General features: G+C 59.0%; 17 protein-coding genes. 14 read left to right on the forward strand and 3 right to left on the reverse strand.

Going from position 1 to position 17,454, the window contains the following annotated elements; all coding sequences use genetic code 11:
• Window positions 1–169 precede the first annotated feature (169 nt).
• On the reverse strand, window positions 170–1,300 hold the full coding sequence (tgt, locus tag ACP15P_RS00095) for a tRNA guanosine(34) transglycosylase Tgt (RefSeq protein WP_424927276.1): 1,131 nt from the start codon (window positions 1,298–1,300) through the stop codon (window positions 170–172).
• 143 nt (window positions 1,301–1,443) lie between these two features.
• Between tgt and ACP15P_RS00100 the strand changes: the two genes are divergently transcribed.
• The 3 genes from ACP15P_RS00100 to tpiA all read left to right on the forward strand — a co-directional run bounded on the left by ACP15P_RS00100 (window position 1,444) and on the right by tpiA (window position 3,055).
• A complete protein-coding gene (locus tag ACP15P_RS00100) occupies window positions 1,444–1,809 on the forward strand; it encodes an SUF system Fe-S cluster assembly protein (RefSeq protein WP_424926454.1) in 366 nt (121 codons plus the stop codon).
• 56 nt (window positions 1,810–1,865) lie between these two features.
• Window positions 1,866–2,216 (forward strand): HesB/IscA family protein, encoded by a 351-nt coding sequence (locus tag ACP15P_RS00105; protein ID WP_424926455.1) that lies wholly within the window; start codon window positions 1,866–1,868, stop codon window positions 2,214–2,216.
• A 104-nt stretch (window positions 2,217–2,320) separates the two neighbouring features.
• Complete coding sequence (gene tpiA / locus ACP15P_RS00110) at window positions 2,321–3,055, forward strand: triose-phosphate isomerase (RefSeq protein WP_424926456.1); 735 nt, start codon at window positions 2,321–2,323, stop codon at window positions 3,053–3,055.
• Here tpiA and ACP15P_RS00115 read toward each other — a convergent pair whose 3' ends face one another.
• The gene (locus ACP15P_RS00115; RefSeq protein ID WP_424926457.1) at window positions 3,056–4,168 is read right to left on the reverse strand and encodes a DUF6456 domain-containing protein; all 1,113 of its coding nucleotides are present in this window, start codon (window positions 4,166–4,168) and stop codon (window positions 3,056–3,058) included. It lies immediately after the preceding gene.
• Between the two features lie 242 nt (window positions 4,169–4,410).
• On the opposite strand from ACP15P_RS00115, the gene ACP15P_RS00120 reads away from it, so the two are divergent.
• Window positions 4,411–4,740 (forward strand): DUF6477 family protein, encoded by a 330-nt coding sequence (locus ACP15P_RS00120; RefSeq protein ID WP_424926458.1) that lies wholly within the window; start codon window positions 4,411–4,413, stop codon window positions 4,738–4,740.
• Between the two features lie 79 nt (window positions 4,741–4,819).
• Here ACP15P_RS00120 and ACP15P_RS00125 read toward each other — a convergent pair whose 3' ends face one another.
• A complete protein-coding gene (locus tag ACP15P_RS00125) occupies window positions 4,820–6,379 on the reverse strand; it encodes a trimethylamine methyltransferase family protein (protein WP_424926459.1) in 1,560 nt (519 codons plus the stop codon).
• Window positions 6,380–6,537: 158 nt separating this feature from the next.
• On the opposite strand from ACP15P_RS00125, the gene guaA reads away from it, so the two are divergent.
• The 10 genes from guaA to ACP15P_RS00175 all read left to right on the forward strand — a co-directional run bounded on the left by guaA (window position 6,538) and on the right by ACP15P_RS00175 (window position 17,445).
• Window positions 6,538–8,100 (forward strand): glutamine-hydrolyzing GMP synthase, encoded by a 1,563-nt coding sequence (gene guaA / locus ACP15P_RS00130; protein ID WP_424926460.1) that lies wholly within the window; start codon window positions 6,538–6,540, stop codon window positions 8,098–8,100.
• A gap of 53 nt (window positions 8,101–8,153) precedes the next feature.
• Window positions 8,154–9,008 carry a DMT family transporter gene (locus tag ACP15P_RS00135; protein ID WP_424926461.1) on the forward strand — a complete coding sequence of 285 codons (855 nt, stop codon included), beginning with the start codon at window positions 8,154–8,156 and terminating at the stop codon, window positions 9,006–9,008.
• Between the two features lie 101 nt (window positions 9,009–9,109).
• Window positions 9,110–9,646 carry an inorganic diphosphatase gene (ppa, locus tag ACP15P_RS00140; RefSeq protein ID WP_424926462.1) on the forward strand — a complete coding sequence of 179 codons (537 nt, stop codon included), beginning with the start codon at window positions 9,110–9,112 and terminating at the stop codon, window positions 9,644–9,646.
• A gap of 208 nt (window positions 9,647–9,854) precedes the next feature.
• The gene (locus ACP15P_RS00145) at window positions 9,855–11,006 is read left to right on the forward strand and encodes an OmpP1/FadL family transporter (RefSeq protein WP_424926463.1); all 1,152 of its coding nucleotides are present in this window, start codon (window positions 9,855–9,857) and stop codon (window positions 11,004–11,006) included.
• Window positions 11,007–11,076: 70 nt separating this feature from the next.
• On the forward strand, window positions 11,077–11,940 hold the full coding sequence (locus ACP15P_RS00150; RefSeq protein WP_424926464.1) for an ATPase: 864 nt from the start codon (window positions 11,077–11,079) through the stop codon (window positions 11,938–11,940).
• 5 nt (window positions 11,941–11,945) lie between these two features.
• Window positions 11,946–12,863: a cation diffusion facilitator family transporter gene (locus ACP15P_RS00155; RefSeq protein ID WP_424926465.1), complete on the forward strand. Its 918-nt coding sequence runs from the start codon at window positions 11,946–11,948 to the stop codon at window positions 12,861–12,863.
• Between the two features lie 28 nt (window positions 12,864–12,891).
• A complete protein-coding gene (locus ACP15P_RS00160; protein ID WP_424926466.1) occupies window positions 12,892–13,809 on the forward strand; it encodes a homoserine O-succinyltransferase in 918 nt (305 codons plus the stop codon).
• 77 nt (window positions 13,810–13,886) lie between these two features.
• Complete coding sequence (locus tag ACP15P_RS00165) at window positions 13,887–14,375, forward strand: RDD family protein (protein WP_424926467.1); 489 nt, start codon at window positions 13,887–13,889, stop codon at window positions 14,373–14,375.
• Between the two features lie 93 nt (window positions 14,376–14,468).
• Complete coding sequence (locus tag ACP15P_RS00170; RefSeq protein WP_424926468.1) at window positions 14,469–15,290, forward strand: arginyltransferase; 822 nt, start codon at window positions 14,469–14,471, stop codon at window positions 15,288–15,290.
• Window positions 15,291–15,690: 400 nt separating this feature from the next.
• Complete coding sequence (locus tag ACP15P_RS00175) at window positions 15,691–17,445, forward strand: acetolactate synthase 3 large subunit (protein WP_424926469.1); 1,755 nt, start codon at window positions 15,691–15,693, stop codon at window positions 17,443–17,445.
• The last annotated feature ends 9 nt before the right edge of the window (window positions 17,446–17,454 follow it).

Raw genomic sequence — 17,454 nt, forward strand, 5'->3', positions numbered from 1 at the left:
CGGCAAGACGACAGACCCCGGATCATCCGGCAGTCACGCGTCTCCTCACCGTGTGAAATGGAGTTCGCCCCGGTCGATTTCAAGACGATTTTAAGACATGCGCATTTTGCGCTTATGGCCCAGGGGTTGCAAGAACGGAAAGACGAAATGGTGACCCGACCCGCCCCTGTCAAACCGGCTCCATGTCCCCGGTCTCGCGGCGGGCGCGGAAGTCCTTCGCGAAGGCGTCCAGCGCACACTCGGATATCGCGGCGCGGATGCCAGACATAAGTTCCTGATAGTAATGCAAATTATGCCATGTCAGAAGCATCGACGAGATCATTTCCCCGGATCTGACCACGTGATGCAGGTAGGCGCGGGAATAGTTCGAACAGGCTGGACAGGTACATTCGGGGTCGAGCGGGCGCGGGTCATCTTTATGTCTCGCATTTTTCAGATTAACCGCACCAAATCGTGTAAGGGCCTGTCCGGTCCGTCCCGACCGGCTTGGCAGCACGCAGTCGAACATGTCCACGCCTCGTTGTACGGCCCCGAGTATGTCGTCGGGCTTGCCCACGCCCATCAGATACCGCGGACGGTCGTCCGGCAACTGGCCAGGAGCGTAGTCAAGCACGTCGAACATCATGTCCTGGCCCTCACCCACGGCCAGGCCACCGATGGCATAACCATGGAAGCCGATATTACGCAGGGCCTCGGCGCTTTCCTCGCGCAGATCCTTAAACGTACTGCCTTGTTGAATCCCAAACAGAGCATGCCCCGGCCGGTCACCGAAAGCTTCCCTGGAACGGTCCGCCCATCGCATGGACAGGCGCATACTGTCCTCGGCCTGTTTGCGCGTGGCGGGGTACGGGGTGCATTCGTCAAAGCACATGACTATGTCGGAGCCGAGCAGCTTTTGGATCTCCATGCTGCGTTCCGGCGTAATCAGATGCTTTGAGCCGTCCACATGGCTTCGGAACGTTACACCATTCTCATTGAGCTTTCGCAGACCGGTCAGGCTCATGACCTGAAAACCACCCGAATCCGTGAGAATCGGTCTGTCCCAATTCATGAACCTGTGCAGACCGCCCAGATTATTCACCCGCTCCGCCCCCGGACGGAGCATCAGATGATAGGTATTCCCGAGCAGAATATCGGCCCCGGTCGCCCGCACGTTTTCCGGCATCATCGCCTTGACGGTCGCCGCCGTTCCAACCGGCATGAAGGCGGGCGTGCGAATGTCCCCGCGCGGTGTCGAAACCGTACCGGTTCGTGCCCTGCCGTCCTTTGCGTGTATCGAATACCCAAAACCCGTCATCATGTGCCCGTTCATGTCATGTCCAGCCGGTGGCGTTACATCGCCCGGCGGTGGAAGTCCATTTCCGATCATTTCGGGCGGCCCACCTTTACCGGCGGGGGTGCATAACATATATAAACGGTCAGGATTACAGGAGCCTCATGGATATGACCGTAGAACCGGAAGCACCGCTGGAAGGAACGCCGCTGATCAAACCGTCGACAACGGACCATCCGCTGTATGACGATGTCGTTGCGGCCTGCCAGTCCGTGTACGACCCCGAGATTCCGGTAAACATTTATGATCTCGGGCTGATCTACACCATCGATATCAGCGGGGAAAACGACGTAAACATCGCCATGTCACTGACGGCCCCGGGCTGTCCGGTGGCGGGCGAGATGCCAGGATGGGTCGCGGATGTCATCACACCGCTGCCCGGCGTGCGGCATGTGAACGTCGAACTGGTATGGGAGCCCCAGTGGGGCATGGACATGATGTCCGATGAGGCCCGGCTCGAACTCGGGTTTATGTGATAGAATGATCCACGGTTCCCGCAACGGAATCAGGATTTCGGAAGGACGCGACTGACATGTTTGGCATTCCAGGAAAAGCACCGGTGACCATCACCCCTGCCGCCGAACGGCATATTCTCAAGCTCATGGAGAACGGATCCTCCAAGGGGCTGCGTATCGGCGTAAAAAAAGGCGGCTGCGCGGGCATGGAATACACCATGGACTACGTGGATGAGATCGACCGCAACGATGAGGTTGTGGAACAAAACGGTGCGCGGGTCATGATCGCCCCCATGGCGCAGATGTTTTTGTTTGGCACCGAGATCGACTACGAGACCGGACTTCTCGAATCCGGATTCAAATTTAACAATCCGAACGTCACCGAGGCCTGCGGCTGCGGAGAATCGATTCGATTTGAGGGCATGTAGGGTGCGCATTTTGCGCTTCTGACACCTCACCAATCCATCTTTCCGCCGCCAGGAAGCTCTGTTAATCCCTGCGCCGTGTATTCATGGAGCAGGAGGAAACCGAAATGGCTCGAAAAAAACTGGTCGCCGGCAACTGGAAAATGAACGGCCTTCTGGCCTCCAAGTCCCTGCTTCTCGAAATTTCGCGGGAGTATGGCAACGCGGCCTGCGATATTTTGGTCTGTCCGCCCGCCACCCTGATCAACGCGTTGCGTGGCGGGACCATCGCAATCGGCGGTCAGGACTGTCACTGGAACGAATCCGGCGCACATACGGGCGATATTTCAGCCGCAATGCTGGCGGATGCGGGTGCGGACGCGGTGATTCTCGGCCATTCGGAGCGCAGAACCGACCACGGCGAGACCGATGAAATGGTCGCGAAAAAGACCGAAGCCGCCTGGAAAGCCGGCCTGATGGCGGTCGTTTGTGTCGGTGAGACGGGTGACGAACGCGATGCGGGCACCACATTGGACAGAATCGGCGCCCAGTTGGACGCGAGCATTCCCGATGGCGCCACCGGCAAAAACCTTGTTGTCGCCTATGAGCCGGTCTGGGCCATTGGCACCGGGCGCATTCCTGAGATGAGCGACATCGCTGAAGTCCATGATTTCATTCGCTCAAAACTAAAAGACCGCTTCGGCGGGGATACGGCCGAAGCGGTCAGGGTACTTTATGGTGGCTCGGTAAAGCCCGGAAATGCCGAGGAAATCTTCGCAGTCAGTAACGTTGATGGTGCCCTGGTAGGCGGTGCATCCCTGAAGGCGGAAGACTTCGGCGGAATTATCTCCGCCGCGAAGTAATCAGCCCGCCTTGCGGAATTCCTGGATCTGGCCAGGGCTGCGATAATGTGTCGCCAGGCGGTCGAGGGCTATTTTGAGAACGACCTTGCCCGATCTGGCCGACCAGCCAAGCCGTTTTTCCGCCGTTTCAAGGCCTTCGAGGAAGCAGCAAACGCGGAACACGATGTCGGAAAGACCCGGCCCCATGGCTTCGAGGGCCTTTGCGACACGTGTCCGTGCGTCCGACGGACCCTCTGCCGGGCTTGATCCGAACGATCCGGCCGAGCCGCGGTTGGTGCCGGCGGTCAGGAAGCTTTCCCAGTTCTGGGTGGTGCTTGCACCCATCTGCGCCAGCTCAAAGTCCTCACGCAGGCGCTCGCCCGCCTCAATCAGATCCGCATCAAGATAGGGTTTTCCATCCTTGCCACGCTTGCGGCCAAGCACGGAGAGCGGCGATTCCGCAAGGTTGTAGCGGACTTTCTCACCCTTGCCGCCGTTACCGGGAACAACACGCTCCGCGTAATCGCGATGCTGCTCCTGAAACGGGCTGTGCTCCTCGGCAAAGCCGGTATTCGTGGTTTTTGCCTGCCGCTCCTCGGCCAACAGGCGCTTGAGGGCGGCACGACCCACGGCCGTGATCTCATAACAGCAGATTTTCCCCTGTTTTTCGCAGGATATCCACTCCTGAAGAGCAAACGCATGAGCCACATCGCGATCAACAACCGCAATGCGGTTCTGACGTCCGGGAACAACCTCACGCAGTACGACGGCCTTCTCCATGTTCGGGGCCACAGCCAAAAAAGCACCTTTTTCGCAGAGCCGACGCAGAATCCGCCGCGCCTCCCTCTCGATTTTAAGATCGGCGCTGGTGCTTTTCTGGGTATTCGGCTTTGACACGGGCAGTACCTCTTCCAATTCGTTAAGTTCCGAAAGCTGCGAAGCAATTGTTCGGCCAAATTCGTCCAGAGCCTCATCCACGAGCGGGTCGTCGCGCCATGCCTCGACCTTCCGCACCTGTCTGAGCACGGTTGAGGCGTGACAGCCCTTGGCGCGCGCCAGAGCACGTATGGCATGGCCTGCGGAGGTGTGGGCAAGATAGGTAACTGCGGGTTCAGGTAACCAGAATGGAAGCATAAACCGGCTCTTCCCTATTGCGACCCACGCGAGGGTCTGGAGTTTCCCTTACCGAACAAGCCCTTGGGCAGTTCGTTACAATTTTCGCAAAACTCGTTTTAAGATTAATTCTCTAATGAACTTTTAATTTAAGGAATTTGTCAGAACCGCTTCATGTTGCGTACGATGCACCCGTTTTTCGCGCAACACCCCGGAGCATTCGCCAATATCGCCCTGCAAATCAATCGATTCACAGGTGATCCATGACCAATCTCGCAGCTCTCCTCGACAACCTCCGCCGCCCAAAAATCCTTATCCGTGCGGCACGTTCAGGCGTTAACGGGTTTCGTCGGGAACGCGATTTAAAAAGGATTTTTCGCGGTACGAAGGTGGATGTGAAGCGCAACACCATCGTGCATCTGATGGCCGCGGAGCAGCAGATGGAAGAGTTCCGTACGGAGGGCAACGCCAACTACAATGTTCAGCGTCACATCAATCTGCTGATTGCGATCATGGCTGAAGCACGGCACTTCTCCGAGCTCGTAAACGCAACACCCGCCTTCGAGACCAAGTGCCTGCGGCTGGCCGCATGAAACGTCGATCGCGCAACAGGCATGGAGTGGTCAAAATCGGACAACGCGCCGCCTCGACGCGCCGCCAGTGGAGGCTCAATCAGCCGAATGCGTCGGGCTCGGAGGCCTTGCGCCGTGCCACGTAGTCATTCAGCCCCTCAAGGATACCGGGATCCATCGCCGGCTGAACGTAATCGGAGAGCATCTTGCGCATCTTAGCGTTGGCCAGCTGCATCGAATCCGGCCGCCCACCGTCCACCCATGTCTCGTAGGGCCGGTAATCCAGCACCTCGGAGCGCCAGAACGCGCTCTTGAAGTTGTTCTGGGTATGCTGACAGCCAAGGTAATGCCCGCCGGGACCGACCTCCCGAATGGCATCCATGGCCTGACCGTTCTCACTGAGGTCCACGCCCTCGGCCACGGCATGCAGCACGCCGAGCTGATCCGCATCGAGCACGAATTTCTCCATGGAGGACACCAGACCGCCCTCCAGCCAGCCACAGGCGTGCAGCATGAAATTGACGCCACCAAGAAGCGCCGCATTGAGGGTGTTTGACGTCTCATACGCCGCCTGCGCATCGGGCAACTTCGAGCCACACAGCGCGCCTCCGGACCGGAAGGGAAGGTTGAGGCGACGGGCCAGTTGCCCGGCACCATAGAGGATCTTGCTCGCCTCCGGCGTCCCAAATGTCGGCGCACCCGAATTCATGTCAATTGACGTCACAAACGCGCCAAAAACCACCGGTGCTCCGGGTTTGAGCAACTGCGAATACGCGATCCCGGCCATGACCTCCGCCAGAAGCTGCGTCAACGTTCCCGCCACCGATACCGGCGCCATTGCACCACCCACGATAAACGGTGAAATGATGCAGGCCTGTCCGGCCCGGGCGTAGACCTCAAGCGATCCCATCATCACTGCATCAAACGTCAGCGGTGAGTTGATGTTGATGAGGCTGGTCATGTAACAGTTCGGTCCAACATTCTCTTCGCCAAAGAGAATTTTGCACATCTCAACCGAATCCTCAGCACGCACGGCCTCGGTGACACTGCCCATGAAGGGCTTGTCACTGAGTGTCATGTGGGATTTCAGCATGTCGAGATGGCGTTTGTTCACCGCAACATCCGTCGGCTCACAGACCGTGCCACCCGAATGGTGCAACCATTTGGACATGTAGCCAAGTTTCACCAGGCTGTTGAAATCCTCCAGCGTCGCATACCGGCGCCCGCCCTCCATGTCGCGCACGAATGGCGGTCCGTAAACCGGCGCGAGGACGAGACTTTTTCCGCCAATCTCAACATTGCGTTCCGGATTGCGGGCATGCTGCGTGTAGGTGGCAGGCGCCGTGGCGCACAGCTTGCGCGCCAGCCCCCGCGGCAGGTGAACCCGCTCGCCCCGGACATCCGCGCCCGCTTCCTTCCACAGCTCAAGTGCCGCAGGATTATCCACAAACGCGACACCGGTTTCCTCGAGAACGGTTTCCGCATTTTTTTCAATAAGCTGCAGGCCCTCCTCATCAAGTATGTCGAAGTTGGGGACCCTGCGCTGAATATAGGGAGCGCATTCAATTCGCACCGCCGTGCGTTCGGCCCGTCGGGCGGCTCCGCCTCCGGAACGTCGTGAACGGGTTGGTCGCGCGTTGTTCGATGCGGAATCGCTCATCGGAGCCACTCCCTCCATAAATTTGTACTGCCTTTCAGACATCTATCGAAATGTGGTGTGGCCCTGACCTGCGATTCCGCCGCAAAAGCGACCATCTACGACATCAGGCACGCATCACGCTCTTGCGCGGGGGGCATTTGCGGAATAAGCGTGCCCGCATGACCCAGTCCAGCCATCAACGCCTTCTGATTGTCGACTTTGGCAGTCAGGTCACCCAGCTCATCGCGCGCCGTCTGCGGGAGCTGAATGTCTATTGCGAAATTCATCCGTTTCAGAACGTTACGGAAGAATTCCTGAAGGATTTCAGCCCCCAGGCGATAATCCTGTCCGGAAGCCCGGCCAGCGTTCACGACGAAAACGCCCCCATGCCTCCCATGGGCGTGTTTGAGGCCGGCGTCCCTGTTCTGGGCATCTGCTACGGCCAGCAGGTTATGATGCACTGCCTCGGCGGCACCGTTCTACGCGGTCAGGGCACGGCCGAATACGGAAAGGCCTATGTCAGCCCGGCGGAAGAGACCACCGACATCCTCGATGGCTGGTTTGAGGGTGAACGCGAACAGGTCTGGATGAGCCACGGCGACCACGTCTCCGCCCTGGCCCCGGGCTTTAAGGTCTATGGAACCTCACCCAACGCGCCCTTCGCGGTTACGGCCGATCTGGACCGGCGTTTCTATGCGGTGCAGTTCCACCCGGAAGTTCACCACACCCCCAACGGGTCAAAATTCTACCGGAATTTCGTCCGGATCGCAGGCTTCGACGGCGACTGGACCATGGAAGCCTACCGCGATCAGGCCATTGAGCGCATCCGCGAACAGGTCGGCGACAAAAAGGTCATCTGCGCCCTCTCCGGCGGCGTCGACAGTTCCGTCACGGCGCTGCTGATCCACGAGGCGATTGGCGATCAGCTGACCTGCGTGTTTGTCGACCACGGGCTTCTGCGGAAAAACGAGGCGACCGAGGTCGTCACGATGTTCCGCGAGCACTACAACCTTCAGCTGATCCACGCCGACGAATCGAGCCTGTTCCTCGAGAAACTCGACGGCGTTTCCGATCCGGAGACCAAGCGTAAGATCATCGGCGGACTGTTCATCGAGGTCTTTGAGAAATACGCGGGCGACATTGAGGGCGCGGAGTTTCTGGCACAGGGCACGCTCTACCCGGATGTCATTGAATCCGTGTCATTTTCCGGCGGACCCTCGGTCACGATCAAGTCCCACCACAATGTGGGCGGCCTCCCCGAGCGGATGAACATGAAGCTGGTGGAACCCCTGCGCGAGCTGTTCAAGGATGAGGTACGCGAACTCGGGCGCGAACTTGGTCTGCCCGACAGTTTCATCGGACGGCATCCGTTTCCCGGACCGGGTCTTGCGATCCGCTGCCCCGGCGAAATCACCCGCGACAAGCTGGAAATCCTGCGCGAGGCCGACGCCGTCTATATCGACCAGATCCGCAAGCATGGTCTCTACGATGAAATCTGGCAGGCCTTCGTTGCCATTCTCCCGGTCCGCACGGTTGGCGTCATGGGCGATGGCCGCACCTACGACTACGCCTGCGCCCTGCGCGCGGTGACGAGTGTCGATGGCATGACGGCCGATTACTACCCGTTCAGTCACGATTTCCTCTCCGAGACCGCCACCCGCATCATCAACGAGGTCCGTGGCATCAACCGTGTCACCATGGACATCACCTCCAAACCGCCGGGAACCATCGAGTGGGAGTGACCGCAACAACTCCCGCAAGCGTGCAGTCACGCCCCTGGGTGGCCCTCCTCTGGATGACCGGGTCCATTTTATCGTTTACGGCCATGGCCGTAGCCGGCCGCGACATGCTTGCGGAGATGAACACCTTTGAGCTGATGCTCTACCGGTCCTTCATCGGTTTCGGGATCGTGTGTCTGGTCATCCAGTTACAGGGGCTGGGGTTTTCCCAGGTCCTGTCCCACGCGCCCTTGCTGCATGTAAAACGCAACCTGTTCCACTTCTTCGGCCAAAACATGTGGTTTGCCGCGGTGACGATGATCCCGTTGGCCCAACTGGTCGCGCTTGAAATGACCAACCCCATCTGGGTCGCGGTACTCGCGCCGTTTTTTCTCGGCGAGGTTCTGACACGCGTCCGAATTATTGCGGCGCTGCTGGGCTTTACGGGTATCCTGATCGTTGCACAGCCGGGCCTGGAGCCGGTGAACCTCGGCCACGCCGCCGCACTCATGGCCGCGATCGGTTTTGCCATGAATACGATTTACACCAAACAGATCATGCAGCGCGACAGCGTGAACTGCGTTCTGTTCTGGATGACGCTGAGCCAGGGCGTCATGGCGCTGTTTCTGTCGCTACCGGGTGGCATCCCCTGGCCCGCGACCGAAACCGTCCCATCCGTTATCGTGGTGGCCGCGACCGGTCTGTCCGCCCATTTCTGCCTGACATCCGCCCTGCGCAACGCACCGGCCACCATCGTGGCACCGATGGAGTTCATGCGCCTGCCGACTATGGCAACGGCCGGTTTCCTGATCTACGGCGAAAGCATCCGCGTCAGCGTATTTGTCGGCGCCGCACTCATCGCCTACGGCATTCTTCTCAACGTCAACCGCGAGAGCCGAACGGCCCGGGCAGCACGACAGCCAAAAAAGTAACACCCCGTTAACTGAATCCGAAGAAGCGCGTTTGCCCCCTTTTTTTGCATCAGGCCCCATGCTAATCGGGCGCCGAATTAGGTACACCCAGGAGTAACAAAATGAACATCGACAAGATCCCCGCCGGTAAGAATCCGCCACAGGACATCAACGTGGTCATCGAAATCACCGGTGGGGCAGCAGGCGGTGCGCCGATCAAATACGAACTGGACAAGGACTCCGGCGCCGTTTTTGTCGACCGCATCGTCAACACCCCGATGTTCTACCCCTGCAGCTACGGCTTCGTGCCAAACACCCTGCATGCCGATGGCGACCCCACCGACGTGCTGGTTCTGGCCGACTTCCCACTGCACCCCGGCAATGTCATTCGCTGCCGTCCGGTCGGCGTCCTGAAAATGGAAGACGATGGTGGTATGGACGACAAACTGATCGCCGTTCCGCACGACAAGGTCGATCCGTTCCAGTCCCACATCAAGGACCTGGAGGACATCCCCTCCAAGACCCGTGACCGCATCCGTCACTTCTTCGAGCACTACAAGGATCTAGAGGAAGGCAAGTGGGTCAAGGTCATCGGCTGGGGCGATCGCGCCGAGGCCGAGTCGATCCTGCAGACCTCGCTGGATGCAATGAACAAGTAACTCCGCTCCAATGCGGACGTAAGTGAAAACCCCGGCCCGCGCCGGGGTTTTTTTGTGGGATTCCATCCGCCTGGAACAATCGTTTGCCGATTGGCAACACTCAAAAAATCGCGTTAAGGTGACGTTACGTTAACGTTGACCCGTGATATGATCTTCGTGTGAAACGCCGTGATAAAAACAAAAAATCACGGTCTTTGGAGGAAGCCCAATGTCGAGAATTCTAATGCGGCGCGGTTCCGAAACGGCAATCGCCACCATCCTTGCACTCACCACGGGGTCCGCGGCTTTTTCCGCAGCCCTCGAGCGCGCGGTTCCCTCAACCACGCGTATTCTTTTTGAGGAAGGTCGCTACATTGAGTTCGGCGTAAACTATGCCGACCCGGACCAGAGCGGCGAAGGCGCCGATCTCACCGCCGTTGGTACGCCGATCCAGCTTGAGGGCGACACCGGTGATCTCTTCGACAGCCATGTCGGGATCAGCGGCGCCTACAAGGCAAACATCAACGACCGCATGTCCTACGCCATCATCCTGGACCAGCCGCTGGGCGCGGACACCTCCTATGGTGCCGGTACGTTTGATCCGCTGTTCGGGTTCACCTATGACGGCTCGACCGCCGATCTGGACACATACCAGTTCACGGGCATTCTGGCCTACGACATCAACAACAGTTTCAAGGTCTTCGGCGGCCTGCGTGCCCAGCGTCTGGACGCGTCGGCCACAATTCCGTTCGTCTCCGACTATGCCGTCGACGCCGACGCGGACTGGGGCTACGGCTATCTGGTGGGTGGCGCCTACCACATGCCCGAAATCGCCCTGCGTGTAGGCCTGACATACTACTCCAAGATCGAGCATTCGCTGGATCTCGACGAGAGCAGCGCCGCGTTCGGTGCGCAGGATACGGAAACCGATATCGATACGCCGCAGTCAGTGACGCTGGATTTCCAGAGCGGTGTTGCTGAAAACACCCTCGTCTTCGGTTCTGTCCGGTGGGTCGACTGGTCCGAGTTCGCCATCAACCCCGATCAGTATGTCGCCCTGACCGGCGGCCGCGCGCTTGTCGACTATGAGGAGGACTGGTGGACCTACTCGCTCGGTCTCGCCCATCGTCTCACGGAAAAACTCGCCGGATCGTTCTCGGTAACCTATGAGCCTTCGGTCGACGAGACGCTCACGACGCTTGGGCCCTATGACGGACGCACCACGGCGACGGCAGCCTTGAGCTATGATATCGACGATAATCTCAACATCACCGGTGGTCTGACCTACGGCAAGCTGGGGGATGCGGAGAACCTTCTTGAGACCGACTTCAACGACGGTTCCGTCTGGGGCGCAGGTGTGCGCGTCGGCTGGAATTTTTGAGCCACCCGTCCCCTTGCACCGCTTCGTTCCGACGGATATCGAGGTCGGAACGAACGGTACCGGGATTTAAATGCTCTACGAAACTGCGCAGGATTGGAGGAGCGCCCCGCACCGGCGGGTCGCTCTTTTTGGTATGTCGGGTCTGGGAAAAACCCACATCGCCAACATGCTTCGGCATGAGGCAAACTGGTTCCACTATTCCGTCGATTTCCGCATAGGCACGCGGTACATGGGCGAGTACATTGCCGACAACGTGAAGTCGGAGGCCATGAAAATCCCGTTTCTGGCCAAGCTGTTACGGTCGGATTCGATCTACATCGCCTCCAACATCACCTTCAACAACCTCGAACCGCTTTCGGCATATCTGGGCAAACCCGGCAGCGTCGAAAAGGGCGGCATTCCGTTCGAGACCTACATCAAACGCCAGCGACAGCACCGCGCGGCCGAAATCGCGGCCACGCTCGATGCAGCCTATTTCATCGAACGCTCCGAGATGATCTATGGTTACAAACACTTCATCAACGACACCTCCGGATCGCTCTGCGAAGTGGTGGACCCGAGCGACCCGAATGATCCCGTGATGACGCAGATGTCGGCCTCGACCCTGCCCGTCTGGATCCGCGGTACCGCCGAACATCTCGATATTCTGGCCGCGCGCTTCGAGAAAGCGCCCAAGCCAATGTATTATTCGGAGGAGTTCCTGCGGAAGGTCTGGGACGATTACCTTGCGGAGACAGGTGTCGCACCTGAGGACGTCGATCCCGATGCCTTTATCCGTCACGGTTTCCGCTCCCTGATGAACTGGCGCCTGCCCCGGTATGAGGCCATGGCCAAAAACTGGGGCGTGACCATTGAGGCGGCCGAGGTTGCCGAACTGCGGGACACCCGGGATTTCAATCAGCTGATCGAAACGGCCATCGCCAGAAACGGATAGTCCCGATGGGCGGACAGTCACACGGCCACGGACACCACCATCACCACGCAACAAACGCGACGGCACTGGGACGGGCCGCAATCCTGACCGGCGTCTTTATGGTGGCGGAACTTGTTGGCGGCGTGGTTTCAGGCTCCCTCGCGCTCGTGGCGGATGCCGGGCACATGCTGACCGATTTCGCGGCCCTGTCCATGGCCTGGCTCGCCTTGCGTATCGCCCGCAAGCCTGCGGACGAACGGCGAACCTACGGATTTGACCGGGTTTCGGTTCTCGCCGCCTTCGTGAATGGCCTGGCGCTGTTCCTCGTCGCCGGTTGGATCCTGTTCGAGGCGGCAGACCGTTTCGTGGCGCCGGAACCGGTGATGGGCAACCTGATGCTCGCCGTGGCAATTATCGGGCTTCTGGTAAATGTCGCGGCATTCCGGATCCTCACCCGTGGGGACCGGGAAAACCTCAATCTCCGCGCGGCGCTCCTGCACGTTATGGGAGATCTGCTCGGCTCGGTCGCTGCCATTGTAGCGGCCGTGATCATTCTGCTGACGGGCTGGACACCGATCGATCCCATCCTGTCCGTACTGGTCGCGCTCCTGATCCTGCGCTCGGCCTGGGCAATCATCCGCGAAAGCGCCCACATCCTTCTGGAAGGCGCACCGGTGGGCTTTGACCGCGACGCACTGTCACACGATCTTGTGAAAAATATCCCCAACGTGTCGGGAATCAGTCACGTGCACGCCTGGTCCATCAGCCAGGAGCGCCCGGTTGTGACGCTCGTTGCCACGATTGAGCCGGATTCCGACCGTGAAACGGTCAGTCGGAACATCAAAAACCGACTTTCAGAAGAGCACGGGTTTAATCACGCTACGGTTGAGCTTACAACGTCCTCGCCGGAAAGGTTGCCTGACAGGTGTTTGGACCCTATCTAGGCATTCCGCAAATAAGCGAGAAAGAACAATGCCCATCAGAATACCGGAAAATCTGCCTGCAAAGGAAATCCTCCGCCGCGAAGGCGTGACGGTCATGTCGGAGTCCACAGCCAACCGGCAGGACATCCGCCCCCTGCAGATCGGACTTCTGAACCTGATGCCCATGAAGGTCGAGACGGAGACCCAGTTCGCGCGCCTTATCGGGGCCACGCCGCTTCAGATCGACCTGACGCTGATCAAAATCTCCGAACACGAGTCGAAGAACACTCCCGCCGCGCACATGCAAGCGTTTTATCAAACATTCGCGGAGGCGAAGAGCCGCAAGTTTGACGGCCTGATCATCACTGGCGCTCCGCTGGAACATCTTGACTACGACGCTGTCACCTACTGGGACGAGCTGAGCGAGGTGTTTGAATGGACCCAGTCGAACGTCCACCAGACCCTCTGTGTCTGCTGGGCCGGGATGGCGATGCTCAATCACTATTATGGTGTGCCCAAACACGCCCTGCCCGCCAAGGCATTCGGCTGTTACCGCCATATGGCGATTGAGCGCAGTTCACCATTCCTGACCGGATTTTCCGACAGCTTTAATGTGCCGGTGTCCCGCTGGACCGAAATCCGCTCCGAGGACGTGGATCTGCATGAGGACCTGCGCATTCTGGTTTACTCGGACGAGGTGGGACCCTGCCTCATCGAGGATCCGAAGCACCGGGCCCTCTACATGTTCAATCATCTGGAATACGACTCGACCACGCTGGCCGACGAGTTCCTGCGCGACCGGGCCAACGGCACCAATATCGGCGTACCGCACAACTATTTCCCGGACGACGACCCCAACCGGGCCCCGGAAAACCGCTGGAGAAGCCACGGACAGCTTCTCTACGGCAACTGGATCAACCATATTTACCAGACGACTCCGTTCGAACTGGAAAAAATCGGCTCCTGACCGGGGCCTCCAACACCCCGCACTGCCGCGATCTTGCAATTTTGCGTTTTGGTCCCATCTTTGGACGGAACACAAACATGGAGAGAGCGACAGTGCACACGATGGACTATTCCGGAACGATGGACGGGCTGCCAGACCCCGACCGCGACCCGCAGTTCTATGAGAGTGTGCCCTCCCGCCGGCTGGCCGCTTGGTGCATGGATATCGTGATCATCGCGCTCTTTGGCATTCCGCTCGCCACGCTCTTTGGGCTCGTAACCCTCGGGTTCGGGTTTGCGCTCTTCCCCTTCATTATGGTCTGCGTCGGCTTCATATACCGGTTTGCAACACTCGCGAACCGCTCGGCCACGTGGGGCATGCGGTTCATGGGCATCGAGTTCCGCCGCCAGGATGGCAACCGCTTCGACACGCTGACGGCTCTGCTGCACACCGCGATCTACTCGGTCTGCTTCGGTTTCTTCTTCCTGCAGCTTGCAAGCTGTTTGTCGATCCTGATGACGCGCTACCGCCAGGGGCTCCAGGATATCATCCTCAGAACAACGGCCATTAACCGTCCCGTGATTTGACGGGCGGAGATTTACCGTTTGTTCAGAATTTGGTTGCCGAGAAACAAATCCGCTTGCTAGGTTTGCCCTCAAAAACATTGTCCCGGGGCTAAAATGCGACACAGTCTGCCGCAATCGCATCAGTTTTATGTCACCGCACCACAGCCCTGCCCGTATCTTGACGGCCGGGTTGAGCGTAAGCTGTTCACCGCCCTGCACGGTGACTCTGCCAAAAACCTGAATGACGTGCTGTCCCATCAGGGATTCCGCCGCTCCCAGAACGTTCTGTACCGGCCCTCCTGTGCCGGCTGCACGGCCTGCCTTTCGGCCCGGATCGTTGCGCGGGACTTCAAGCCGGGCAAAAGCCAAAAGCGTGTCCTGAAACGCAACGCACACCTGTCGCGCAGCGTCCGCAGCGCCTGGGCAACGGAGGAGCAGTTTGAACTGTTTCGCCGCTACCTTGACGCCCGCCACGCCACCGGCGGCATGGCCGACATGGACCTGCACGAATTTGCGGCCATGATAGAGGAAACCCCGGTTCGCAGCCGCGTCATTGAATACTATCGCGAGGACGAACATACCGGCCGCAGCCGTTTGGCCGCCGTATGCCTGACCGATATCCTCTCCGACGGCATCTCCATGGTCTATTCGTTCTTCGACCCGGACCTGGAGCGCGACAGTCTGGGCAGCTTCATCATCCTCGACCATATCAATATCGCGCGGGAGGCCGGGCTGGCTTACGTGTATCTGGGATACTGGGTCCCCGGGTCGCCCAAGATGGACTACAAAGCCCGCTACCGCCCGCTGGAAATCTTCCACAATGGTACCTGGAAGAACCTCGACGCCGTCTCAGGCGACGCCATCCTTGACGAGACACCGGACGAGTCGGAGTTCCCGGAAAAGGTCGCGGCCATCGAACTGCCCGCCACCAAATAGCCACCACAATCTGTTTGTTCTGAGCGATTCCGAAGCACTGACACGGGCTTCGGGACCTGTCGCATGTCCAAAACCGGGCGATTCACCTCCGTCAGACGGCGGATTGCGAATTTTCAGACAAAAACATATGCATGTTCGGGAATAAAATATCAGGAAACAGAACTTTCCGGTAATTTTTCTAATTCAACCTGTATTGACCATCCGGACCAGGTTCCCTAATACGCGAAGTCCGGGGGAACGGTATGTGCCATCTGGCTCAAAACAGACGAAGGTCGGAATCCTGCCATGGCTGAAACGCCACGACAGCGGTACATATTCGGGCCCCCTGGTGGGGCCTCATGTTTTTGGGGCCGCCGGAAGCCCGTGAAAGGTCGGGCGGAGTAAAGAATTGGAGAATGTAATGACCCGTCGCATGACAGGAGCACAGATTGTCGTTCAGGCCCTCAAGGATCAGGGCGTGGACACCGTGTTTGGCTATCCGGGCGGCGCCGTGCTACCAATTTACGATGAGATTTTTAAACAGAACGACATCCGCCACATTCTGGTCCGCCACGAACAGGGCGCGACTCATGCGGCTGAGGGGTATGCCCGGTCCACCGGCAAACCCGGTGTTGTTCTGGTAACGTCCGGCCCTGGCGCGACCAACGCGGTCACCGGCATGACCGATGCCCTGATGGATTCGATCCCGATGATCGTTCTGACCGGTCAGGTTCCGACCTTCATGATCGGAAACGACGCTTTCCAGGAAGCGGACACGGTCGGCATCACCCGCCCCTGCACCAAGCATAACTGGCTGGTCAAGGATACCGACACGCTCGGCTCCACCATCCACCAGGCGTTCCACGTTGCCACCAACGGCCGGCCTGGACCGGTTCTGGTCGATATCCCCAAGGACGTTCAGTTCGCCAACGGCGAGTACACCAAGCCCGAGGACGCGCCTGTCGCCCATTACAGACCGGCCACGGCCGGCCATCCGGATGCCATCCTCGCGGCGGTCGATGCGTTGGAAACCGCGAAACGCCCTGTGATTTACTCCGGTGGAGGCGTGATCAATTCAGGCCCCACGGCAACTGCGGCGTTGCGGGATCTCGTCAACGAGACAAAATTCCCGATCACATCGACCCTGATGGGACTGGGCGCCTATCCGGCCTCCGGCGATCACTGGCTTGGCATGCTCGGAATGCACGGCACTTACGAGGCCAACTGGGCCATGCATGACTGCGACTACATGCTCTGCATCGGCGCACGGTTCGACGACCGCATCACCGGTCGAACGGATGCCTTTTCGCCACGCAGCTTCAAGGTCCACATCGACATCGACCCGTCCTCGATCAACAAGAACATCCACGTGAATGTTCCGATCATCGGTGACGTGGCCTCGGTCCTGACCGATATGCTGAAGCTGTGGAAGGCCCGCGGCTCCAAAACCAATTCGGCAGAGGTTCAGCGCTGGTGGCAGACCATCGAGGTCTGGAAGGACCGGAAATGTCTGTCCTACAAAAACAGCAGCAGCGTCATCAAACCGCAGTATGCGCTTCAGCGTCTTGAGGCCCTGACCACCGGTCGCGACCGCTACATCACGACCGAGGTCGGCCAGCATCAGATGTGGGCCGCGCAGTACATGGGGTTTGATGAGCCGAACCGCTGGATGACCTCCGGTGGCCTTGGCACCATGGGATACGGTTTCCCCGCATCCATCGGCGTACAGATCGCCCACCCGGAAGCCCTTGTTATCAACGTTGCTGGTGAGGCCTCCTGGCTGATGAACATGCAGGAAATGGGCACCGCCATGCAGTACCGGCTGCCGGTCAAGCAGTTCATCCTCAACAATGAACGGCTCGGCATGGTCCGCCAGTGGCAGGAACTGCTTCATGGTGAGCGGTATTCCTCGTCCTGGTCGGAATCCCTGCCCGATTTCGTGAAACTGGCCGAGGCGTTCGGCGCCAAGGGCATCCAGTGCAGCGATCCGGCGAAGCTCGACGACGCCATCATCGAAATGCTGGAACATGACGGTCCGGTTCTGTTCGACTGCCTGGTTGAGAAGCACGAAAACTGCTTCCCGATGATCCCGAGCGGCAAGGCCCACAACGAAATGCTGCTGGGCGACGCGTCCACGTCGGATGCCATCGATTCCGATGGCGCGGTTCTGGTTTGACGGAGTAGA

Source organism: Amaricoccus tamworthensis, assembly GCF_049800875.1.
GTDB lineage: Bacteria > Pseudomonadota > Alphaproteobacteria > Rhodobacterales > Rhodobacteraceae > Amaricoccus > Amaricoccus tamworthensis.